At 63.8% G+C, this 23495-nt stretch carries 18 protein-coding genes and 1 pseudogene; 11 read left to right on the top strand and 8 right to left on the bottom strand.

The features are described 5' to 3' along the window. Positions 1–251: 251 nt before the first annotated feature. From NV1_RS30310 to NV1_RS30280, 7 genes are all read left to right on the top strand, one after another. Positions 252–962 carry a DUF4352 domain-containing protein gene (locus NV1_RS30310; RefSeq protein WP_067899088.1) on the top strand — a complete coding sequence of 237 codons (711 nt, stop codon included), beginning with the start codon at positions 252–254 and terminating at the stop codon, positions 960–962. A 40-nt stretch (positions 963–1002) separates the two neighbouring features. Beyond that, positions 1003–1449 (top strand): DUF4189 domain-containing protein, encoded by a 447-nt coding sequence (locus tag NV1_RS30305; protein WP_067899085.1) that lies wholly within the window; start codon positions 1003–1005, stop codon positions 1447–1449. Between the two features lie 115 nt (positions 1450–1564). Continuing rightward, positions 1565–1948 (top strand): hypothetical protein, encoded by a 384-nt coding sequence (locus NV1_RS45225; protein ID WP_067899082.1) that lies wholly within the window; start codon positions 1565–1567, stop codon positions 1946–1948. A 156-nt stretch (positions 1949–2104) separates the two neighbouring features. Beyond that, entirely contained in the window at positions 2105–4522 is a 2418-nt protein-coding gene (locus NV1_RS30295; RefSeq protein WP_084525950.1) for an ATP-binding protein, read from the top strand. Further along, positions 4507–4893, top strand: a complete 387-nt coding sequence (locus NV1_RS30290; RefSeq protein ID WP_067899077.1) for a hypothetical protein — start codon at positions 4507–4509, stop codon at positions 4891–4893. Before NV1_RS30295 ends, NV1_RS30290 begins: the two co-directional genes overlap by 16 nt. Positions 4894–4999: 106 nt before the next feature. Further along, positions 5000–11035, top strand: a complete 6036-nt coding sequence (gene proA / locus NV1_RS30285; protein ID WP_084525968.1) for an anti-phage protein ProA — start codon at positions 5000–5002, stop codon at positions 11033–11035. 356 nt (positions 11036–11391) lie between these two features. Next, the gene (locus NV1_RS30280) at positions 11392–12516 is read left to right on the top strand and encodes an LppU/SCO3897 family protein (protein ID WP_157117457.1); all 1125 of its coding nucleotides are present in this window, start codon (positions 11392–11394) and stop codon (positions 12514–12516) included. A 74-nt stretch (positions 12517–12590) separates the two neighbouring features. Here the strand turns inward: NV1_RS30280 and NV1_RS30275 are convergent, their stop codons facing one another. Then, on the bottom strand, positions 12591–13484 hold the full coding sequence (locus tag NV1_RS30275) for a DUF3048 domain-containing protein (protein WP_281181916.1): 894 nt from the start codon (positions 13482–13484) through the stop codon (positions 12591–12593). Between the two features lie 226 nt (positions 13485–13710). Between NV1_RS30275 and dapA the strand changes: the two genes are divergently transcribed. Both dapA and NV1_RS30265 read left to right on the top strand, forming a co-directional pair. Then, a complete protein-coding gene (gene dapA, locus NV1_RS30270) occupies positions 13711–14601 on the top strand; it encodes a 4-hydroxy-tetrahydrodipicolinate synthase (protein WP_067899120.1) in 891 nt (296 codons plus the stop codon). 164 nt (positions 14602–14765) lie between these two features. Then, entirely contained in the window at positions 14766–15308 is a 543-nt protein-coding gene (locus tag NV1_RS30265) for a DUF2510 domain-containing protein (protein ID WP_067899064.1), read from the top strand. 110 nt (positions 15309–15418) lie between these two features. On the opposite strand, the gene NV1_RS30260 is transcribed toward NV1_RS30265, so the two are convergent. The 3 genes from NV1_RS30260 to NV1_RS30250 are packed head-to-tail and all read right to left on the bottom strand — an operon-like array spanning position 15419 to position 18686. Next, positions 15419–16012, bottom strand: coding sequence for a DUF3558 domain-containing protein (locus tag NV1_RS30260; RefSeq protein ID WP_084525946.1), 594 nt, complete (start codon positions 16010–16012; stop codon positions 15419–15421). Further along, positions 16009–18327, bottom strand: coding sequence for a TPR repeat domain-containing protein (locus NV1_RS30255; RefSeq protein WP_157117455.1), 2319 nt, complete (start codon positions 18325–18327; stop codon positions 16009–16011). The genes NV1_RS30260 and NV1_RS30255 overlap by 4 nt, the downstream gene beginning before the upstream one ends. A 47-nt stretch (positions 18328–18374) precedes the next feature. Beyond that, complete coding sequence (locus NV1_RS30250; protein WP_067899055.1) at positions 18375–18686, bottom strand: hypothetical protein; 312 nt, start codon at positions 18684–18686, stop codon at positions 18375–18377. Between the two features lie 281 nt (positions 18687–18967). On the opposite strand from NV1_RS30250, the pseudogene NV1_RS42600 reads away from it, so the two are divergent. Next, a pseudogene (locus tag NV1_RS42600) lies at positions 18968–19333 on the top strand (UvrD-helicase domain-containing protein); the annotation flags it as partial. A gap of 11 nt (positions 19334–19344) precedes the next feature. Here the strand turns inward: NV1_RS42600 and NV1_RS30240 are convergent. Beyond that, complete coding sequence (locus NV1_RS30240) at positions 19345–19929, bottom strand: TetR/AcrR family transcriptional regulator (protein ID WP_067899049.1); 585 nt, start codon at positions 19927–19929, stop codon at positions 19345–19347. A 166-nt stretch (positions 19930–20095) separates the two neighbouring features. Here NV1_RS30240 and NV1_RS30235 point away from each other — a divergent pair, with 166 nt between their 5' ends. Then, complete coding sequence (locus tag NV1_RS30235; RefSeq protein ID WP_067899046.1) at positions 20096–20683, top strand: hypothetical protein; 588 nt, start codon at positions 20096–20098, stop codon at positions 20681–20683. 256 nt (positions 20684–20939) lie between these two features. On the opposite strand, the gene NV1_RS30230 is transcribed toward NV1_RS30235, so the two are convergent. Genes NV1_RS30230 through NV1_RS30220 form a run of 3 tightly spaced genes read right to left on the bottom strand, consistent with a single transcriptional unit; the run spans position 20940 to position 23490 of the window. Continuing rightward, entirely contained in the window at positions 20940–22109 is a 1170-nt protein-coding gene (locus NV1_RS30230; RefSeq protein ID WP_067899043.1) for a lipid-transfer protein, read from the bottom strand. Then, complete coding sequence (locus NV1_RS30225; RefSeq protein WP_157117458.1) at positions 22106–22510, bottom strand: MaoC family dehydratase; 405 nt, start codon at positions 22508–22510, stop codon at positions 22106–22108. Before NV1_RS30225 ends, NV1_RS30230 begins: the two co-directional genes overlap by 4 nt. A gap of 8 nt (positions 22511–22518) precedes the next feature. Next, on the bottom strand, positions 22519–23490 hold the full coding sequence (locus tag NV1_RS30220; protein ID WP_084525966.1) for a bifunctional MaoC family dehydratase N-terminal/OB-fold nucleic acid binding domain-containing protein: 972 nt from the start codon (positions 23488–23490) through the stop codon (positions 22519–22521). Between the last annotated feature and the right edge of the window lie 5 nt (positions 23491–23495).

The following is a 23495-nucleotide window of genomic DNA, read 5'->3' as shown; positions in this document are numbered from 1 at the left end:
GGCTGGAGTACTAAGCGAAAGTCACCTATTCACGAAGCCGAAAGTCCCTCGCTTCCAACCTGAAATACCACGGAGAACGCGCAATTCGTCACCAATACGCTCATGCTGCCTGGGGTGAGTTCGAGTCGGCGTGATTCTGAAGGCAGATGAAGGCGCGATGCAGATCCAATCCGGAAATCCCGGTAACGCCAGCAACTCTCGGGCCTATCTCTCCGGATGCCAACACGAACTACGTCGAAAGAACCACCGAGATGACCACTCCGCCCCCGCCGTACCAGCAACCCTACGGATCGCAGCCGTACGGATCGCAGCCCTACCCGATGCCCCAGTACTCTGGGCCGCCACCGCGCAAGCGAGTGGTCTGGCCGTGGATTCTGATCGGCGGAATGGTACTGATGTGCGGGGGATGTTTCGGACTCGTCGGGATTGCCGGTAACTCGTCGAACTCGGCGACTCGGACCACGACGAGGACGACCGCCGCGGCCGCGGCCGAACCGATGGCGCCGACGTCATCAGCTGCCCCATCGACATCCGCTGCCCCGAGTATCACGCGGGGGCCGGCCATCGCGCAGGCCGGATCGGAAGTCCGCGACGGCAAATTCTCGTTCGTCGTCACCGGAATCGACTCTCCCGTCACGGCATTGGGCGACAACGAGTTTCTTCGGCGCAAGGCACAAGGTGAATTCGTCGTCGTTCATGTCCGAGTGAGCAACATCGGCACCAAACCACAAAGCTACTTCGGCGGCAACCAGAAGCTCATCGACGCTCGCGGCCGCCAATACACCAACGACACCATGGCCGACATCGCCATCAACGACAGCGGCGTCGTCGGCGCAGATATCAACCCGGGCAACTCGATTTCCGTTGCCATCGCATTCGACGTATCCCCGGAAACCGTCCCCGCCACCCTCGAGTTCCACGACTCGATGTTCTCCGGCGGTGCACGCGTGTCGGTGAATTAACCGACCGACCTTCGATTCGAAAACCAAGGAAATAAGCACGATGAGGATCACAAAGTTCATAGCGGGAACCGCACTGTCCGCCGCCGTTATCGGCACCACCGCTCTGGCAGCCACGCCGGCCCAGGCCGACGACATCCGCTGGACCGCAGTCGCGGTTTCGCCCAGTAACGGCCTGCTCAATGCTTCTCGGGACGCCACCGACGTCGAGCAGGCGAAGAACAGTGTCCTGGCGGCCTGCGATCAGCGGATCCCGCCGCCGGCCGGCTCCAGCGCACCGGCACACGACTGCCGATTGGCCCTGGTCTACTCCAGCGGCCAGTGCGGCGCGGTCGCGACCGGTACGCGGTACTCCGGTGCGGACGACGACATCAAGACCACGGTCTACTCCTGGTCGGTCGAAAACAATCTCGGCGACGCCGATCTCGACGCGATCATGAAGAACCCCGGACTCGGGGCGAGCGTGTGGTGGTCGGGCTGCCAGTCCTGATCACCCACCTCGAATTCCCACACCCGTTGGGAGACCGACATTTTCCCGCTCCCACGGGCATACCAACCGAACCGACCACGCCGCTCGGCTTTCGAGCGGCGGAACGGAACCAGCCATGAAAACGATCTGTCGAAGCCTGATCTCCGCTACGGCCGCCGCCTCCATCCTCACGGGGATTGCGGCAACCGCACACGCCGAGCGTCCCGAGCCCAACTCGACGGTAGAACCCGTAACCGCCGAAGCCACCGCCGCGTCGTGCACCTACTTCCCCGGCCAACCGGAGCCCTTGCGAATTCTCGAGCGCAACCAGTCGATGGGCCTGGGCCTCGCCCTCGGTCTGCTCGGCGGTGCGGCCGCGGGAGCCGGCTCCAGTGCGGTGACGCTGGGACTCGATGCGCCCGTTACGGTTCCGCTCGGGATGGCCCTCGGGGCCGGAGCCGGAGCCGCTCTCGGGTACAACGCCTATCAGGTGCCGCCGGGCTGCATTCCGGGACAGTAACCACCATCGCGCGGGCGGTTTGCCTGGAGGAAGTTGCCGGGCGAGCCGCCCCTTTCCGACCCGACTTCTCGATAAAGTGAGTCACTCGCATGGTTGGAGAGCACGCGTTCCTCGTTGTTTCACACAGGTATTCGCACTAGTTCTGGGGGATCATCTATGCAGAACACACCATCCACCGCTGATCTTTCCGAGAAGACCACCGCGACACTGATCGACCTGGTGTCCGCAAAGATTTCGTCCGATCCATCCCTTTCGCCGACGGTAGCTGAAAAGGTACTGGCAGCCTTCGCCGATTCCGGTACGACTGGTCCCGACTCCGGCGGCGTGCTGGCGGGGATGTTTCTCCGGTCGATCACCGTGCAGGGTTTCCGCGGCATCGGCCCGAAAACGACGCTGCCCCTGCAGCCTTCGCCCGGCCTTACGCTAGTGGTCGGCCGAAACGGTTGCGGTAAGTCCAGTTTCGCCGAGGCCGCCGAGTTCGCCATCACCGGCGACAATATGCGGTGGTCCGGGCGCCAGAAGATCTGGCGCGAGGGCTGGCGGAACCTGCACGACGGTGCGACGCCGAATATCGAGGTCGAGTTGCAGACCGAGGCCGCCGAGAACCCATTGACCATCGCCGGAACCTGGGGCTCCGCAACGGATCTCGATAACGGCGTGTGGACCGCCCGCCGCAAGTCCGATGCTCCCGTACCGTTGGACCGATCCCAACTGTCCGGACCGTTGGAGTCGTTCCGGCCTTTCCTGTCCTACAGCGAACTCGGATCGCTGATCGACGGAAGTCCGACCGCCATGTACGACGCGCTGCACCGGCTCCTGGGATTGAACGACCTCACCAGCGCGTTGGAGAGACTGACGCGGCGGCGGCTCGATCTCGACAAGGCCGCCAAGGCGGTCAAGAACGAGAAGGACGAGCTCGCGCTCGCCTTGTCCACGGTGGATGACGAGCGGGCGAAAAGCGTTGCGGCACTGCTGGTATACCGCACCATCGATCTCGACGCCGTCGTGCAGTTGGCATCCGGCACGAAGGGCGATATGCCGGGTATGGCAGCGGCTTTGACCAACGTCATCGCGCTGAGCCTGCCTACCGACACCGCCGTGGAGTCCGCGGCGAACGAACTCGACTCCGCAACCGCGCGTCGGGTCGATGCGGCGACATCCGAGGCCGAATCCGACACGGCGATCCTGCAAATTCTCGATTTGGCCTCGAGCATCGCCGAATCGGGTGATTGCCCGTGCCCTGTTTGTGGGCAGGGACAACTCGACGAGCACTGGCGAGAGCGGACCGCGCACACGATCACGAATATCCGCCGGCGCACTGCCGAACTCACCACGGCCAAGCGCGAATACGACGCGGCGGTGTCCACCGCGAGGGCGCTGATCCACACGGTTCCACAGGCCCTGTCGAACTGCCCGATCGATTCCGGCGAGGCCGTGGACGCCTGGCGCTCCTGGGCGGACCTGCGCACATCCGATCCCGCACAATTGCCGACGCAGCTGCGCGACCGTTATGCGAAGCTGCGCGAAGCCTCGGCTGATCTGCAACAACGCGCACAAGCCGAACTGTCCCGCCTGGACACGATCTGGTCACCGCTGGCCACACGCATAGCCGCATGGGTCGAAGGCGCCAAGGCGAGCGCCGACGCCGCCGACGAACTGAAAATCGTCAAAGCTGCGGAAACCTGGCTCAAGCAAGCGGCCGCCGGTCTGCGCACCGAACGTATGCAGCCGTTGGCCGATGTTTCCCAACGCGTGTGGACGATGCTCCGGCAACAGAGCAACGTCGAACTCGGCGGCGTCGTCCTGACGGGCAATGCGCAACAACGGCGCGTCAGCCTGGACGTCACCGTCGACGGCGTCCCCGGGGCCGCACTGGGCGTGATGAGCCAGGGCGAGCTGCATTCGCTGGGCTTGTCGCTGTTTCTGCCGCGCGCCACCACCGCGCAGAGCCCGTTCCGGTTCCTGATGATCGACGACCCGGTCCAGTCCATGGATCCGGCGAAAGTCGACGGACTCGCCAAGGTTCTCGCCGATGTCTCGCGAACCTGGCAGGTCATCGTGTTCACTCACGACCTGCGGCTGACGGAAGCCGTTCGCCACCTTCAGATTCCGGCGACGATCCTCGAAGTACAGCGGCGTGAGCGGTCCGTGGTGGAAGTCCGGGTATCGATCGATCCCGTCCGCCGCAGTCTCGCCGATGCCCGCGCATTGCAGCTCACCACCAACCTGCCCAACGACGAAGCCAACGAGCTGATCGCACTGTGCTGCCGCCAAGCGATCGAATCTGCCAGTACCGCAAGGGTTCACAAGATCCTGGGCGAAGAGGGCTTCAGTCAGATTGCTATCGCCGAGCAGCTCATCGCCGCTGAGCGCACCAAGGAAAAGCTGGCTCTGGCAGTGCTTTTGGATCGTACGAGGGTGGCAGACGCCCTTGCCGAACTCGATCGAGAAGTCGGCCACTGGGCGTCGGCGGCAGTAGGGCTCTGCAACCGTGGTGCGCACGGCAGCACTCGCGACGACCTCGGAAAGCTCATCAAGCACACCGAGAGGATCGCCGCATGGCTGGGTCGCTGACCACCGTCCGCTCCCGCCTCGGCACCGCAGACAGGCTCATCACCGACGCCACCACAGACCTGGACGGACTCTGGTCCCGGGCGTCGGCCTGGATGATGCGCATCGCCTTGGAGCACGCGGTTCGCGAACTGTGGCAAACAGTTTCACCGGGAATGACCTCCGTGACAGCGCGCGCACAGCTGCTGGTGCTGTCCCGGTATATCGGTGAGCCGATGGCCGGCGAGGCCAGACTGCTCTGGTCGCAACTCTCCGCGGCCACCCACCATCACGATTACGAACTGGCCCCGGCCGTGCAGCAATTGCGGAGGTGGCAGGAGAGTTCCGAGCGCATCGTGGCCGCGATAGAGGCCGCTGTCCGGGCCCGCCGATAACGCCTGTCACACTTTCGGCTCCTTCGCCGATGTGAGAACAGGAAATCCGAGGATACGGCCATGACCTGGCCCGATTCACCACAGTTCGAGGCACATGGAGGCAGGCGTGGCCCATAGCCCGCTCTGGGAGGACACCACCACGGTCGAGTCGGGACTCACCGTCCAGGTGTTGACCCAACCGGCGATAAACCTGGCGCTCGTGCACAACGGCGTACCCCTGATTGCCGGAATTCGTGTCACCAACAATTCGGGATCGTCGGTGGTCGACCTGACGGTGACCGTTCGACTGCACGGCGAAGGCGCTGAACTCGCACCGGCCTGGGAACGAACCCACGACGGGGACCTTGCCGACGGGGCAGAGGTGTTCTGGGATGATTTCGGCGCCTTCACACCATCGACGTCCTATCTGCGAGATCTGAACGAGAGTCACCCCTCGACCCTGACTGTCACGGTGTCGCGGCTCTGGGGCCGGGACATCCATCTCACCGCCCCGCTCCGAGTCCTCGCGCACAACGAGTGGTTCAACGCACCCATTTTCTACGACTCCCTCGCGGCATTCGTACAACCGAATACGAAATCGGTCCAGACGGTTCTCGACGATGCCGCCGAACTCCTGCGGTCGAATACCGGCGACTCCTCGATCAGCGGCTATCAGAACGGCCCGGAACGCACCGCTCTCATCGCCGCGGCTCTCTACGAAGCATTGCGCGCCAGGCGAATCCGCTATACAAACCCGCCCGCGTCGTTCGAGGCGAGCGGGCAGAAGATCCGCACCACCGCACAGGTCCTGCAGGAACGGTTCGGCACCTGCATCGATCTGTCCGTGACCTACGCGGCCTGTCTGGAGGCAGCCGGACTTCGTCCGCTCGTATGGCTGGTCGACGGACACGCTTTCGCGGGGTTCCTGCGTGATGAGGTGAACCTGTCCCATCCGTCCCTGACCGAGCAGAACGCCATGGTGAACCTAGTCGAGTCGGGCATCGCCGTACCTGTCGAGGCCGTGTTCTACGACGAGTCTCCGAAGGGTGACTTCACCAATGCGATCACCATGGCGCGACAGCATTTCAGCTCCCCCGAGTCCCTGGCCGGTGTGGTCGGGATCGCGGCTGCCCGAAAGAGTGGAGTGCGGCCGCTGCCGAGTGTCGATGACATCGTCGCGGTCTCCAGCTCCGAACCGGCGAAGATCAGCAACATCGTCCTGGAACTGCCGGGTGACCTGCGCACCAGGAACCGGAACGACGAGATCCTCGACACGACCGATTCCGCTCCGGCCCGCGTCCGGAAATGGAAACGGTCGCTGCTCGATCTGAGCACCCGGAACCGGCTGTTGAACCTGAAAGCCTCTGCGCAGGTTGTCGATCTGCACGTCCCCCATGACGGTCTGCCGATACTCGACGACATCATTCATGCGGGGGTTCCGATTACGCTGACCCCACACGACGATCTGTCGTCCATTCATCGCCTACAGGGTGCCCGACGCGCCGCCGAGATCGACCCGGAAGTCCTGCGCGCCCACCTATCTGATGACCATCAACTGTATGCCGCTGTGCCGCAGAGCACTTACACACGCCGATTCAAAGAGCTCGCCCGGACCGCTCGCACATTGCTGGAGGAAACCGGAAGTTCGAACCTCTACCTGACGCTCGGCGCACTCGTTCACCAGACCTCGACCGGCGCCGAGGCGCGGGCTCCGTTGTTTCTACTTCCGGTGAAGATCACCGGTGGTACGGGGCGAAAGTCGTTCCAGATCATCGCCAATACAACCGAAGTGGCGACGCCGAACTACTGCCTCGTCGAGTGGCTGCGTCTGAAGCACAACGTCTCCATCGAGGCTCTCGAGACGCCCGAACTGGATGACAGCGGCCTGGACATCGTGGCTGCGCTCCGCGGAATTCGCAGTGCCCTGGTCGAGAACAACATCGACCTGCGAATCGACGAAGTGGCAACGGTGGCCATCTGCCAGTTCGGCACATTCGGTATGTGGAAAGACCTGAGCGACAGCTGGGCGACGCTGGAGCAGAGTCCCATCGTCCGGCACCTGACCCACCATCCGGGAGAGTCGTTCCAGGACCCGCAGGCGGATGGGGAGGCCGGTCTCGAACATCTCGACGTCGACGAAAGCGCTGTGCCCGTTCCGATTCCAGCCGATGGCTCACAGCTCAGGGCGATCGCCCTCGCCGGAGCCGGACGCACATTCGTCCTGGAAGGCCCTCCCGGCACCGGAAAATCCCAGACGATCACGAACCTGATCGCACATGCCCTCGGCCTGGGCAAGACCGTATTGTTCGTCGCGGAGAAACAGGCTGCGCTGGACGTTGTCAAGCGACGCCTCGAAAAGGTCGGACTACAGAATTTCACCCTCGATCTGCACGGAAAGAGCCAGAGCCCGAACGCGATTCGTGACCAGCTCAAGGCAGCCATCGATAATTCGATCCATTACAACCAGCGCACCTGGGATGCTCGGTTGGCCGACTACCGAGCAAGACTGGGTCCGCTGGCCGACTACCCGGCGAAACTGCATGAGCGAAACGGGATCGACCATTCGCTCTGGAGTGCGTTCGAAGAGATCTTGGAGACCCGCGAGGGGCCTGCGGCACCCATTCCCATCTCGTACGTCGCTCGTCCGGCCGAAAGTTGGTCGGCGGTGAAGAATTCGCTCGATCTGTTCTCGCGAGCCGCTCGCCCTCTGAAGATCGCGCCGGGCGTGCCGTGGGCAATCGCCGGATCCGTCCCCGACGAAGTGGGTAGCGAGCAACTCCGATCGGCCGTACACCGGTTCGCCGACGCACTCGACGCCACCGAGCCGAACACCCGAGTGCGAGCGCTACTGGCCGCCCTCACCGATCCGGAACAGATCGACGCGCTGATACCGCCGGCGAAACGGCAACTGGGAAGACCGGTTCCGGATGCGACGGCACTCGCCTGGATGCGTAATCCGCAATTCGGCGTCTCGCTGAAGACTTTGAAGTCGGAAATCGGGCTGCTGCAACAGAACTGCACGCCTCTCCTCGCGACGTTCACGCCGATGTATATCGAATCCGGCAACACCTCCAGCGCGATCGCCGAGGCGGAGGAATGCGACAGAGGCATGTTCGGCCGGAAGAAGAAGGTCGAACAGTTCCAGCGAAACCTGTCTCCGTTCGCACATGCGGGTGCGGACCTGGCGCCGCATACCGTCCTGCCGCTGCTGCATGCGATACCCGGTGCCCGCGAACATATTTCCCGAACACAGCTGCTCGCCGGGGAACTGCTCGGCTCGTTCGCTCCGCCGCGCTGGAACCCCCTGATCCCCGGCAGCGCCGAAGAATTGCGGCCGACCCTCGACTACATCGCCGCCACCATCCGGTTCATCGACGAGTCGCCGGACGAATGGCGGCTACTCGAGTCGATCGGCTTTCCGACGGAGGGGGAAATCGCGCTGCTCGAGGAGGTCAGCGCGGCGTGGAACCACCTTCGCTCGAGCCTGGGCACAGCGAACGATGACCTCACCAGGTGGCGTAACGGTACGCACTGGCTCACCACATGGGAGCGCACCCGCAACGAACTCCTCGAAGACACAGATCTTTTCGAGTCGCGACGCCTGCTCGAATGGTCCCGGATGTCCAGCTATCTCGCTCCGCTGCGCCGCGCAGGCCTGGACGAGTTCGTGGAATCGCTTCTTACTGCCGGGATTCCAGCCGCCGATGCGACGGCATCATTCATTCGGGGCGCCGCGCGGACGTCACTCGAAGAACGCCTCCGGTCGACCGGCCTGAAGAGCTTCCTCACGGATCTGCGCGATGGCGAGATCGATGATTTCGTCCGCGCGGCAGACGCGCTGCGGGGCGAACAGGTGACCGCACTGGCCGCCGCACTGCTCGGTCGGCGCCCGTTCCAGGCGGGTTCGCTCACCGGTGAGGTCGGGGAGCTGCGACGCTCCCTCGATCGCAGGCGCGGTGGGGCCAGCTTCCGGCAGCTGATGACCAGATACGCCGAACATATTCTCGCCGCGGCTCCTTGCGTCTTCGTCAGTCCTTCCTCACTCGCACAATTCATCCCTCCCGGCTCCGCGACATTCGACATCGTCGTTTTCGACGAAGCATCGCAGGTGACCGTGGCACAGGCGATCGGCGCGCTCGGCCGCGGTCGATCGGCCGTAATCGTCGGTGATTCCCAGCAGATGCCGCCGACATCTTTCGGTCAGGTCACCGCGTCCGATGACGATGAAGCGCAGGAGAACGGCGAATTGGCCCCGGAGGACCTCGACAGCATCCTCACCGAATGCGTCGAGTCAGGGGTTCCGCGCTTGTGGTTGTCGTGGCACTACCGCAGCCAAGACGAGACACTCATCACCTTTTCCAACCAGAAGTACTACGAAGGGCGTCTGGCCAGTTTGCCCTCCCCCGGCGGTGACACCACCGCAGGTGTCGAATGGCGGTACGTCGCAGGACATTTCAATCGCGAGGACCGCAGCAACGAGTTCCGCACGAACCGTGTCGAAGCCGAAGCAATCGTCGAGGAGATCCGAACACGCTTGGCCACACCGCATCTGGCTGGTCAGAGCATCGGTGTCGTCACCTTCAATACCCAGCAACGCACACTGGTGGAGGATCTTCTCGACGAATGCGATGATCCCCTCGTCCGGGAACTTCTGCGCTCCGATGCCGAAGAGGGCATCTTCGTCAAGAACCTGGAGAATGTGCAGGGTGATGAGCGAGACGTCATCTTGTTCACCACCGCGTTCTCGACCAGACCCGGTGAGTCGCAACTGCCGCTCAATTTCGGGCCGCTCAGCAGGTCCGGGGGCGAAAAGCGGTTCAATGTCGCGATCACGAGGGCACGTCGCAAGGTTCTCGTGTTCACCTCGTTCACGCCGTTCGACATCGATTTGTCGCGAACCAAATCCGTTGGCCTGGGACACCTACGCGGCTACCTGGAGTTGGCCTCGAACGGACCGAACGCAGGCGGACAATCGCGCGATGCGGTAGGCCTCGATCCGATTCAGAAGGACATCTGTGCCGCTCTGAGCGAGCGTGGATACGAGGTGGAGGCCAATTACGGGCAGTCCGAATTCGTGCTCGACGTCGTTGTGCGCGAACCCGGCTGCGGCCATTGGCAAGTGGCGATCATGCTCGACGGCCCGCGATGGGCGGGGCGGCCGACCGTCACCGACCGGGATCTGACGCCTCGGCTGCTCGAGACGATGATGCACTGGGGTTCGTCGTTGCGGGTATGGCTACCCGGCTGGATCGACGATCGCAATGCGGTACTCGACCGCATCGACGCCGCCATCGAAACCGCGCGTCGGCAATACGATGAGTTCCAGGCCCAGCTCGCCGCGGCGGCAGAGGCTCGTTCGGCTCTCATCGCGCAGGCGGAAACCGATGCTCCCCAGAAGCAATCGATCGAAACGATCGTCGCCGGTGTCGAGGTCGACGCGGCCGATGTCGAAGTCGATGCGGCCGCGTTCTCTCCGGCAGCTGAACCGATCGAGATCAGAATGCCGCACACAACCGAATCCGAGCACTCGGCGAGTACGCTGTCGAGCCACGTACCAAACACCGTCGACACACCGAATGCACCACTGTCCGAACGGAACTGGGATGGTTGTGGTGTCCGTTACGCGTGTGCCCGGACGACAGCGCTCGGGGAGCGAACCGATCTCGACAGAACCAACTCGCCGTCGGTGCGGCGCACTATCACCGATGCCGTGCGGGAGACCGTGGAAACGGAGGGGCCGATCGCGCTCGAACGGCTCGCACGCGTCGTCGCGAAGCGATTCGGTTTCGACCGAGTTTCCGCTGCCCGCAAGGATTTCGTCATCGAATGTGTCCCCACCGAGCTCATTCACTCCGATCCGATGGGCGCCTTCGTGTGGCCGCATCAGCTCGACCGGATGACGTGGAACGGCTACCGCACCACGCCCGACGAGGTGTCCCGCCCTCTCGGCGAGATCGCCCCGGAGGAGATAGTCAATGCTATGAAGGCGGCCTGCACCGGCTCCGAGCTCGACATCGAATCGTTGCTTCGCGCCACTATGGCGATCTTCAACCAACGCCGTCTCACGGGCCCCAGCCGGGAGCGATTGGAAGCGTGCATCGATCTCGGCCTGACAAGGGGGCGTCTCATCCGGATCGGCTCGAAGATACGTGCGGGGTCCTGATAATTGTCCGTGGCCCTGGTGACATAACCGCACACCAGCCTGGAACGACCGCACTGCGGTATCAATCGGTGGCGGGCATCCGGCGACATCGAACCGCCGATATGCCCGGGTCAGCGACGACCGGCGATGCCCGCGCACTCTTTCTCGCTGGCAAGTGGTGTGGTGCGGCGGTAACGTTTCGGCGGTCGTGTCGAGGAACGTCGGGGGAACACTGTGCAGGCGGCGGTTGTCGGTTGCCGATTCGTGTTCACTCGGCGGTTCTCAGCGGCCGACGGGGTGTGGCGGCGGCACGCGAGGGTGCCGGGCCGCGGGAATCTCGCACCCCTGGCGGACGAGAAACCGTAAGGACATCACGAATGCAACCGCAACCCCCGCCGGGATCGTCGAACAACCCGTCGGGACAGTCCGGGAACCCGCAGGACGGGAATCCTCAGCCGCAGCCCGGATATCCGCAGGGACAGTACGGATATCCACAGCAGGGGCAGCCCGCACCGGGGCAGGCAGGTTATCCACAGCAGGGACAGCCTGCTGGTTATCCACAGACAGGCCAGCCGATTCCGGGGCAGACGGGATATCCACAGGCGGCCGACCCGACCACACAGATGCCGCAGGGACAGCCCGCCCCGGGCTGGGGACAGCAGCCCGGTTATCCACACCCGTGGCAATCCACAGGTCAGACGGGCTATCCGCAGCAGGGACAGTCCGGAGCGGATCCGACCACTCATCTCCAGCAGACCCCCGGGCAGGCGAACTATCCCCAGCCCGGACAGGAATCGGGCCAACAGGGCTTCGGCCAACAGGGGCAGCCCGCGTCCGGTCAGACAACTTATCCACAGGGACAATTTGCGCCAGGGCAGGCGGGGTACGACCCGAATGCCTACCCACAGGGGCCGACGATCGCTCCCGGCGGACAGCCGCCGTCCTGGGGTGGCGGTGCGGCCGCCGGACTCGGCGCGGGTGTGGCAGGAGCGGGCCGGCGCATCAGATCCGGACTCGGCTCTCTGGTCGGACTCGGGGTCGTGGTCGGCCTGATCTACCTCGCCAGCTGGGGCTGCCACCAGATCAACAAGCCCGACGCGGAGAAGGTCCAGGTGGGCCAGTGCGTCAAGGTCGCGGGTACCACCCACGACCCGAAGGTCGACATCACCGACTGCAGCAGCATGGACGCCAACTACAAGGTGGCCGAACGCCAGGACAAGAGCACGTCGACCTGTCCCGACGGCAACTACGCGAGCGTCTGGCAGACCGGCTCCGGCGGCTACAACCTCTGCCTGCAACTGAACGTCAAGGACGGCGACTGCCTCGACAAACAGTACGACAACACCACAAAGGTCGCCTGCGACAGCCCCGAGGCGAACTACAAGGTCACCAACGTCCTGAACAACACCACCAGCGACAGCGGCTGCAGTAACTCCGCCACCAAATACCTCACCTACTCCAAACCCGAGGAAATGGTCGTCTGCCTGAGCACGGTGCACTGACCCGGTCGGCCCCGGAGAGCCCTGCGAACATGCGGATTTCCGGGGCCGATCTACGGCACTGACGAGTACAGGGGTCACCAGAGCTGCTCTGGAATCAGAACTGTCCAAACCTGCCCCGGCGCGAAGGAGATGGCTGTACCGGTGGGGTTTGTATAGGTTGTGCCTGCCTGTGGGGAGGGCCGGGACCACACGGCCGGGAACGCTCGACCGTCGCGAAGTACGAGTGCCCGGCCGCTACCAGTCGTCTGGGCCACGGGTGAGACGCTGCCCACGATGTCGCGGACCGCCGAGTCGCGCACCTGCACACTCTGCAGCACGACCGTGCTCGCCATGAGCTGTCCGGTATCGGCAGTGGTGTAGGCGGCACCGTCCATGGACACCAGCCACCGGTGGTTGCTGGGTGACCAGTCGAAACCGATCACCGCGTCCTGATACCGCGCTTCCTCATGTTGCGTGGGCCGGCCACCGGCAGGCGTAGGACCGAAGTGCAGTTGCGACGCCGGCGGCCAGCCGCCACCTACGGGCAACTGATCAGAGCGGACGAACAGGTTGTGCGGCGCGGCGCGACTGTAGTCGCGGTAGTACGCCGCGGATTGCCGATCGGCCGAGGCGTTCTGGAGCGAGGCGGAATCGACGGCGGGAACCAGCTCAGGTGCGGCACCAGAGGATGCCAACGTCGGGTTGCCGAATTGGTCCAACAGCGTCAGATCCGTTTCCCGCACGCTGCGGATAGGTCCGATCACCGGGGGTTTGTGGGTCGAGAACACGGCGGCCAACCGGCTCGAGCCACCCTCGACCGGCTCGACGTAGACCACATCGGCGGCTCCGAGCCCTACCGGTGGCCGTGCCTGCGGACTGTTGTCTATCTTCGCGACCAGCACGGGCGCCGCAACCTGGGGAGATGTGTCCGGGCCGGAGGGAGCGCGCTCGGGTCGGGCGCCGCTGATGTACGCGATTACAGCGCACATCCCTAGCGCCGTCAGGAACGCGGCAATCCACCGTCGCCGTTGCATAGGGCAACCCTCTGACGCGATTTTACGCCGCGTTCGACCACCGGCAGGAGTGGTCGAGCCGGTCGCTGGTTGAGGCTTATGCCCCCCGGCGAGCGCCCGTGGAACCACCCCGACGACGCACTTCGCATGGGCACGGGCCTTCCGCACGGGCGGTGAGGTGCTCGCCTGTAATCTCACGATCATGGTGGACACCCCCTTCGGTCGAGTCATCACGGCGATGGTGACCCCCATGCACGCCGACGGCTCGATCGACTACGACGGCCTGCAGAATCTCGCCGTATATCTCGCCGACCACGGCCATGACGGATTGCTGGTCAACGGGACCACGGGTGAGTCCGCCACCACCACCGACGAGGAGGACTACGCCTGCGTGCGGGCGGTGGTCGAGGCCGTGGGCGACCGTGTCCAGGTGATGGCCGGCTGCGGCACCAACGACACCGAGCATTCCACTCGTGCGGCGCGCGAGATGGTCGCCTGCGGGGCCGACGCTCTGCTCGTCGTCACGCCGTATTACAACAAGCCGCCGCAGGACTGCATCCTCGAACACTTCCGTCTGGTCGCCGAGGCCGGCGGCGGTGTGCCCGTCATGCTGTACGACATCCCGGGCCGGACCGGGACGGCGCTGAGTACCGATACCATTCTCCGCGCGGCCGAGATTCCCGCCGTGCGCGCCGTCAAGGATGCCAAGGGCGATTTCTTCGAAGCCAGCCGGATCATGTCGCAGACCGACCTGCTCTGGTATTCCGGCGACGACGTCGTCAACCTGCCACACCTCGCTCAAGGCGCGACCGGCGTCGTGTCGGTGGTCGGTCACGTCGCGGGCGATCGCTACGCGGAGATGATCGCCGCCGTCGACCGCGGCGACCTGTCTCGGGCACGCGAGATCCACCGGCGTCTCATCCCCGCCGTCGATGCGATCATGCACGTCTCGCAGGGCGCCATTCAGGCCAAAGCCGCGATGAAAATGCTCGGCGTCATCTCCTCCGATGCGCTGCGTATGCCATACCGGCAGGGCCCGCCGGAGCATCAGCAACGCCTGCGTGCCGGACTCGAGGAATCCGGTCTGTTGTAGACAGGCACGTGAACATCACCGTGCAGCAGCCTCGATTGCCCTGCTGCACAGCGACCACGACCCGGCCACCTACGTAGCACTGACACGGCAACACCGACTGAAAATCGTCTACACCGTGCACACGGACACTCTCGCCATTCTGACCGCACTGATCGCCGAAATGGTTGGCCACCAACATCACCGTGCCCGGTCTGCGGACAACAGGATTCAGCCTCTACTTCTTGCCCGACCAGATTCTCGTGCAATCCGGCAAGCAGTTCGCGTCCTGGCGATACTGCAACGTGGTCGCCAGGGTCGCGACGAGCCGGTTCATCGAGGCGCAGGCCGTACCGCCGGATGCCGTTCAGGTCGATCACACCTGGAGGTACGCGAACAAGAAGGGCGGGCCGGATCGCCGGTTCAAGAACAACCCGATGCTTCCGGTGATGCAGTACGCCGAACTCGAGATCACCGGTCCAGGACTCACGCTGCTGTGGCAGTTCTCGAATATCGCTGCGGCACAGGCATTCACGCAGCAGTTGGCCGCAAGGCCGACACTCACTCCCGAGGCCGCCTCGAGCAGCCAAAATCCGGCAGATGCGCATGCCGGATCCGCCATCACACCGACTACCGGATCACGTCCCGCGCCGGGTTGGTATCCCGACCCTCGTCACGTTGCCAACTGGCGATGGTGGAATGGAGAGGCATGGTCCGAGTACGCCGGTTGAGCCGGGTGTGTCGGTAGCGGGCAGCCCACAGGCGTTGCCGCGATACTCGAATTACATTGGTACCCATAGGACTCCGCCGCACACCGAGCACGCGCAGACAATCGAGTGCCTTATTTATCGTCCCCGATGGTCGGTTCGATTATCTTGGCGATATCCAAGACGCCAGTGCATGGATCAGGGAGGGCTTCCGCGTTTGTTCGTATGATTACGACCTCTCCAGCTTTTGTGGCTATGTGGACATAACATTTGAAGTATGCCGTATCGGCAAGCTCGAACCCCGCTCGCGCATCGATCGTGATTGATTTTATCGACTGCTGCGCCGACAAAGTTTTCGTCAGCGACTCTCTGTACTTATTGATTTCTTCGTTCGTGGAGGCTACGTCCAGAACGTATCGAGGATTTATGGGGCCGCGTTCATCGTCCTTGAATTCGCAACCCAGGCTAATATTCGGCGCGTGCGCGAAGCCGGAATACCTCTTCCTGGAAGCGGGGTCGTACCCGGCCTTGCGTACAACTTCATCCGAGATCATCGTGCACGGGTCGAACGTGACTTTGGGATGGATGTCCGGCCCCTGCGTGGGGGGTTGGAGACTCGGTGCGGTCAGATTGGCTGTAGGAAGTGCTGCTTGCGGAGGAGCAGACTTGTCGCATGCCGCGCATATGAATATCGCCAGAACAGCGAGCCCGCTCGCTACGCCCCTCATTTCTTCCCCGGGGGCGTTTGTCCACCGCGCGGCGCAATATCGGTCTCTGTGATGGGGCCATGATCCGACTCGCTAGGTGCGGGGAAGGCGTTCTCCGGGAGCTGTAGGTCCATGTCGTGCTGAAATCGACTGTAATCATTGCGCCAGGCGTTCAATCCGTCGCCAGTAGCTACATTGCGCCAGTCTGACGTGAGGTTGCTCCCATCCGACTGATTGAAATAACTTGCAGCTTCGGGATGTTTTTCCACGTATCCCTGAGTTTGCAGATACTCGTCTCGAATGGAGTCACTCGAGGTGGACTTCAGGATTGAGTTGAGCTCGGTGGATACCTTGTCGTCAGGCAGGGGATGAGCCGGATCCGCAGGGTTGGCTATGACATCGGACTTGATGTACGAATCCACCGTCCCGGCGATGCCATTGACAACAGGTACGGCCACCGCACTTTCGGGTCCCGCGATTGCAGCACCGGTCTGCACAACGCTGGTCACCCCATCGGCGAACACACCTTTATTCGCATATTCCTGCGACGCTTGATAGGAACGCTCGGCGGCGTGAGCGTTGATATCGGTGGTCAGCCCATTGGTGAGAGCCGCTTGCAGGTTGGACGCGTTGGCTTGTAGCGACGCCGCGTGATCGGTATTTACGCCGGACGCATACTCGAGCACGTCGTGCCACTGCATGCCGGCGCTATTAATGGTACGTGCGGCTTGTGGATCGGAGTCGAGTACCGCAAGCATGCCGCCCAGTTCGCTGGAGTCGTGGAAAGGGGATTGGATTTGGTGGCCAGCAGAGTCGACCGGCGCACTGTTGAGTATGTTCAGTCCCGGAGAATCCGTGACTCCGGCGAGATTACCCAGGTAGGGTGACAACGTATTTGCGAGAGTCTGTGTAAGTGCCGGGTTCTTGGCACCCAGCGGATTATCGGGGCTGTTCAGCAGGGATTTGTTGTTCGAATCGCCGAGTATCGATGCCAGGCCATACGCGGTCTGGCCGGCCTCGTTGTTCGCGAAGGTGCCCTTCGGGAGCGAGGCGTCGTCGCCGATCCATTTGAATACGTTCTGTGCGCCGTGCTGGTCCGGTGACCACTGGTGTTGCAGGATATCGAGTACGTGCTGGTTCCCGTAGTATCTACCGCCATTGGCACAAGTAGCGTTCATCCGATCCGCGGCCGCGCGGGCATCCGCATCCGAACTGTTGGGATTCGCGAGGATGGCATCGTGGATCGCGGCGTGGTCGCCGGAAGCATCGTTCAGGAAGGCGTTCGCTATTCCAGGGACCGGACCATCTTTGAGACCAGGGTGCGCGGTTGTGAAAGCTGCGAGTTCGGAACCCTGTTTGATGAGCCCACGATTGATATCACTGCCCTGAATCGTGGTGTCCCCTTTGGACATCAGGGTTCCGAGCGAATTGAGACTGTTGAATTCGGCGAGGTCACCGGGCTGGCTTTTCAACGCGTTCTGAATCGTGTCGGGCAGCTGGCTCATGCCACCGGTGAGGGCGCCGGTCTGGCTGTTCAGCCCAGCAGAGTGAACCTGTGTGTCGGATACCAAGCGGAAATCGTTGGCGATGGCGGCCTGTACCTGATCCTTGCCATTTCCGGGGAGCTTGCTGCCCAGGTCTGCGATGTCCTGGCCGCTCATACCGTTCATGCTCTCGGACAGCGCTTGCAAGTATTCGAATTGAGGCAGGTTGACGCCCTTGCCGTTTGACAGTGCGTCCTTCTCATCGGCTGCCAAGGTGGTCGCTGCCTTCAGCCGTGCCAGAGTCGCGGCATCGGCCGTGCCGTTGCGGATCGCTTGCAGGTCGGTCTGAGCCTGTTGCGCGGTGAACTGGTCATCGGGATTCGCGGTGTGTTTCTCAGCAGCGATGGGTGCGAGCTGGCCGATATCGGCCACAGCTTGCGAAATTTTCGGTGCCCACTTGTCCATCGCCCGCCCCAGACTGTCCGCCAGGCTCTGCAGACTGGCGGTGTCGTTGGCGGCCTGATTCACATCCGAATCGCTGGCTCCCTTCGGGGCCGTCACGGTGAAATCCTCGGCGACCGCCCACGTGGTCGGTAGGTTCGCCAGGGCTTGTTTGATCCTGTCGATCACCCACCCGGTATCGCTCTCGGCACTCGCGAGTGTCGTGCACAGGTCGTCGTAGGCGGTGGCTACGGCTCGTTGTTGATTGCGTTCGCGGTCGGCGCGGCCGGTGGCCGCGGTGTTCGCCGCGCCGGACCAATCAAGGCCGTGGATGGTGCGCTGCATCGTCTCGGCTCGTGTGTCGATGGCATCGCGGATAGTGCCCGCAGTGGTGGACACCTGCTGCAGCATGCCGGATCTCCATTTCGAGACCTGAGATTTCGTCGGCGTTCCCATGATCAGGCTCCCGTCGAGTTCAGGTCACCGAACTGGGCCAGCTTGTCCGCGAGCTCCTGGTCCTGATCCTTGAACTGCGCGGCGGTCGTGTACAGCAAGTCGGCCACTGCGGCGTGCCGCGATGCAATGACCTTCTGGGCAACGAGACTCGCGCCATCGACGTCACCCAGAGCGAGGGCGATCGGCGAACCGGACAGAGCCAGGATTCCACGTTCGGCTTCGAGGTCCGGAAAGACCTTCTTGTCCTCGATTTCATCACCGAGTTTGCCTATCTCCAGAGCTGCCTCCACCAAGGATTCCGGAGTAATTTTCATCAAAGCCCCCTCTGTGCCGATCGAGCACCGATTCGGCTCAGTATAGACACCCTCGGGTGAAAGCCGCTGTTCTCCAAGAGCTTCCGCTGTTCTAGGCTCAAAAGTGAGTGATGGTCACTGGCCGACGCATGAGGCACCATGATCCGGACAGCGCGGCATCCTCGGCTGAAAATCGGCGCTACGTCCGTCGGTTCCGCATACAGGCCAAGGCGTTCCACGCGCCGGAGCGAAACCCGCGTCGTGTCGTTATATGGCGACAACAAGGCGGATCGCCCCCGACTTCGCTAGTTTTGGCCAACAAGGTGACGACACTGGAACAGTACGTCCGAGTTGCGCGGGCGGGGCGCGGCGTGCGACTCAGCCGGTCACAGCGAATCGCGGTCTGGAAGCTGGTCGAAGCGTTCCGACGGCACAGCCGCACCGACAGCAGTCTCAGCTTCCCGGAGATCCTCGCGGTGGCTGCCGAATACCTCAGACTCGGACAGCAAGCCGGGAAACCCTTCGTCGCAGACCATGTGCTCGTAGATGAAGCCCAGGATCTGCATGCGACCCACTGGGCGCTACTGCGCGCTTCGGTGCCCGAAGGCGGTAACGATCTATTCATCGCCGAAGACTCGCATCAGCGGATCTATGGGCAAAAGGTAGTGCAGGCCGCTGATCAGGGACAGTTCCAGGCGTCCGACGCCCGACTGCTGCGATACCCGAGCAGCCCCTCGACTCCCCGCAAGAACGTCTCGCTGACGGGTTTCGGGTCGGTCAGACACCCCGCCGCCATGGCGCCGTCCCGCAGCATGACGAAGTGGCGGGCGGCGGGGTCCGGGTCGGGTTTGCCTGTGGCGGAGAAGAGTTCGGTCATTGTGGTCAGGAACCAATTGCGGTGGTCCAGGACTGCCTGGTGGACCGGGTGGGCCGGGTCGGGGAATTCCGCGGCGGCGTTGAGGAAGGCGCAGCCTCGGAAGCCTTTTCGTTGGATGTCGTCGGCTATGGATCGGGCCACGGCTCGGATGACGTCGTCGGGGGTCGCGTTGGGGGTACGGGCGGCGTCGACCTGGGCGCGAACCGCCTCGTCGGCTCGTCTCAGGTAGGCGACGAGGAGGTCGTTCTTGCCCGGGAAATGCCGGTAGAGGGTGGCTCGGGTCACCCGTGCCTCGCTGATGACGCGCTCGACGCCCACGGCGTGCAGGCCCTCGGCGTAGAAGAGGCCGGTCGCCGTGTCGAGCAGTCGCGCCCGCGCTTCCGACATGCGTTGTCCATCCGTTCCCTCGAAGTGTCACTTCCAGGCTAACAGAAAGAACGATCGGTCTTGACAATGCCGACCAGGTACCGCAGGCTCAGAGGTATACCGATCGTTCTTTCTTGCTGTCGGAACGTCGGAATCACCCACCGCTTCACCAATCGAGAGGGACCTGATGTCCAGTCCATTCGCCACCGAAGCCCGCGACATCGACACGGTGGCCGATGCCGCCCACGGCGCCAAGGCGCTGCGGAATCTGTACTACGTCCGGTTCGGATTCGCCATCGTCTGGGCGGTTCTGATGATGGCGGTCGCCAAGACGATCAGCCCTGGGACCGTCGTTCTACTGGTGATCTATCCGCTGTTCGATGTCGCCGCGGCCGTGATCGACTTCCGTTCATCGGGCAACACGCGGGCGAAAGCGCCGCTCTACATCAACATGGGTCTGAGCCTGCTCGCCACCGTCGGACTGTGCGCCGCGGCCGGTTCCGGAATCCCGAATGTGTTGCGGGTGTGGGGAATTTGGGCGATCACCGCGGGGATCGTTCAGCTCGTCGTCGCGATCCTGCGCTATCGGCTCGGCGGTCAGTGGGCGATGATTCTCAGTGGTGGGATCTCCGTCCTCGCCGGTGCCAGTTTCGTCGCGATGGCGGGTGGGCCGAAAGCCACGCTCACCTCCGTGGCCGGATACGCGGTTCTGGGCGGGGTTTTCTTCCTGATCTCCGCGGTTCGGCTGCACCGGATCGGAACAAGGGCGAAGTGAAATGACCTGGGCGGGTTGCTGCGCCCACGCGGAACGGCCTAACAGGTGGCGGCCATCCTGACCGTGGCACAGCCCGCACCACCGAGGGCTGCCCCGACCTCACGACACGGACCGGCTGCTTTCAGCCAACCGTAGCCGGACTGCCGTGGAACGTTCGGCCCAGTCGAGCCCCGACCACACGAATCCGCCGTAAAGTCCCGCACCCCGGGGGCACGGCGCGACGGCACGGGCCCTCGAGGTGCGGGGTACGGCGTGCTCAGGCGGCGGTGAGGACCAAACCCGATGTGGGAACGCCGGTTCCTGCGGTGACGACGATGTTCTGGACATCGGGGACCGGGTTGACCGAGGTGCCGCGGATTTGGCGGACGGCTTCGGCTATGCCGTTCATGCCGTGGATGTAGGCCTCGCCCAACTGGCCGCCGTGGGTGTTCAGGGGGAGGCGGCCGCCTATTTCGATGGCGCCGTCGGCGATGAAGTCCTTGGCTTCGCCGCGGGCGCAGAAGCCCAACTCCTCCAACTGCATCAGAACGAAGGGGGTGAAGTGGTCGTAGAGGATCGCGGCCTGCATATCCTCTGGGCGCAAACCGCTTTGGGCCCAGAGTTGGTCGCCGACCAGGCCCATTTCCGGCAGGCCGGTGAGGGCGTCGCGGTAGTAGCTCGTCATGACGTACTGGTCCGCGCCGGAACCCTGTGCGGCGCCAGCGATTACGGCTGGCTTCTGCGGAAGGTCGCGGGCCCGTTCGGCACTCGTGACCACGATGGCAACGCCGCCGTCGGTCTCCTGGCAGCAGTCCAGCAGGTGCAGCGGCTCGGCGATCCAGCGCGAATTCTGGTGATCTTCCAGGGTGATCGGCTTACCGTAGAAATGGGCTGCCGGATTCACCGCCGCGTGTTTGCGATCGGCAACGGCGACGGCGCCGAAATCCGCACTGGTAGCGCCGTATACGTGCATATAGCGGCGGGCGACCATGGCCACCTGCGCGGCGGGGGTGCCCAGGCCCTGCGGATATCCCCATGCCGCGTCGACACCCGAGGAGGTCGGCGCGGCGGCCAGCTGGGTGGAGAACTGGCCGAAGCGATGTCCGGACCGTTCGTTGAAAGCGCGGTATGCCACAACGACATCCGCGATTCCGGTCGCCACCGCCATGGCGGCCTGCTGCACGGTCGCCGCCGCCGCGCCGCCGCCGAACGGGATGTTGCTGAAGAACTTCAGATTCGGCACGCCGACCGCACGAGCCACCGCGGCCTGGGTATTGGTGTCCATCGTGAACGTCGTGAGGCCGTCCACATCCGCGGGCGTCAGCCCGGCATCCGCCAGCGCGGCGGTGACAGCCTCGGCGGCCAAACGCAATTCGCTGCGACCCGAATCCTTCGAGAAGTCGGTGGCCCCGATGCCGACGATGGCGGCCTTGCCACTGATACTCATGCGGTCTCCTGCAGCTCGATCACGGCCTTGGCGGTGATGTGGTCGCCGAGGCTGTCGCGGCCCACCACATCGATGTACACCTGTGCACCCTCGATGGCGGTGACGGTGCCGCTCAACGTCAGCGTGTCGCCCGCGTACAGCGGCACGCCCAGGCGCAGGGCCAGCGATTTGACGATCGCACCGGGCCCGGCCCAGTCGGTCACGAACCGCTGCACCAGGCCGGTGTCGGTGAGGATGTTGACGAAGATGTCCTTCGAACCGCGCTGCACCGCCTTGTCCCGATCGTGGTGCACGTCCTGAAAGTCCCTGGTAGCCAGGGCAGAACTGACCACGAACGTCGGATCGGCGTGAATCACCAGCTCGGGCAGCGTATTTCCGACCCGCACCGCGGACAGTTGCAGTGTCTCGCTCACGACTCCACCTCGCTGACGCTCGGCTCCGTCGTGCGCGGTGCGCCCTGTGCCGATGGCTCGCTCGCAAGCTCACTCACTGGGACCGCCTTCCAGTACGGCAGTGTGTTGTCATCGTCGAGCTTCTCGAAGGCGACCTCTACCGGCGTGCCCACGCCGACCTCACTCGGTTCGATGCCGCGCAACTCACCCAGCACTCGCACCCCCTCCTCGAGTTCGACCAGGGCGACCACGAACGGCAGCGTCCGGCCGGGCACCTTCGGCGCGTGGTGCACCACATAGCTGAAAACCGTGCCGCGTCCCGACGCCACGACGTAGTCCGGCGACTTCTCCTTGTCCTGCCACAGCGCCGGAATCGGCGGGTGACGCAGCGAACCGTCCGGCAGACGCTGAATCCGGAGCTCGCCGAGTTTGGCTCCCTCCCAGAAGAATTCGGTGTCCTTGGAGACGATCGGCCGGACGCGTTTGCTCAAATCCTCCTGCGGCGCGGCGGCTTTGCCGGTGCCGGGAATGAATTTCAGCATCCGGAAGGACATTTCGGTGACGGCCTCGTCCCCGACGTACCAGGTCAGCAGGTAGGTCGCGAACCAGCCCTCCCCCAGCGCGGTGCGCTTGGGACCGACCAGATCTTTCAACCGGGTCCGCGCATACGGCCGTTCGCCGAGCCGCAGATACCGGTGATAGGTCTGCTCGCAGTTGGTGGCCACCACCGAGGTGTAACCGGCCGCGTCGAGCAGATCGTTGACCGCGTTCATCGGATCGTCCGAGGGCCGCGCCCCGCGCAGGCCGGGCATGGTCCACACCTGTGCCATCGCGGGCGGCGCGACGATGCCCGGATGCCCCGCGGCGCGCGCGGCCTCCTCGTCGACGTAGATCGGATTCGCGTCGCCGATCGCCTCGACCCAGTTGTTGATCATCGGCTGATTCACCGGATCACGACCGTAGCGGGGGGCGCATTCGCCCTGCGCCATGATCC

The organism is Nocardia vaccinii NBRC 15922, assembly GCF_001613305.1.
Lineage (GTDB): Bacteria > Actinomycetota > Actinomycetes > Mycobacteriales > Mycobacteriaceae > Nocardia > Nocardia vaccinii.
Note: the sequence above shows the minus strand (reverse complement) of the source record. Positions and strands in the feature narration are given on the sequence as shown.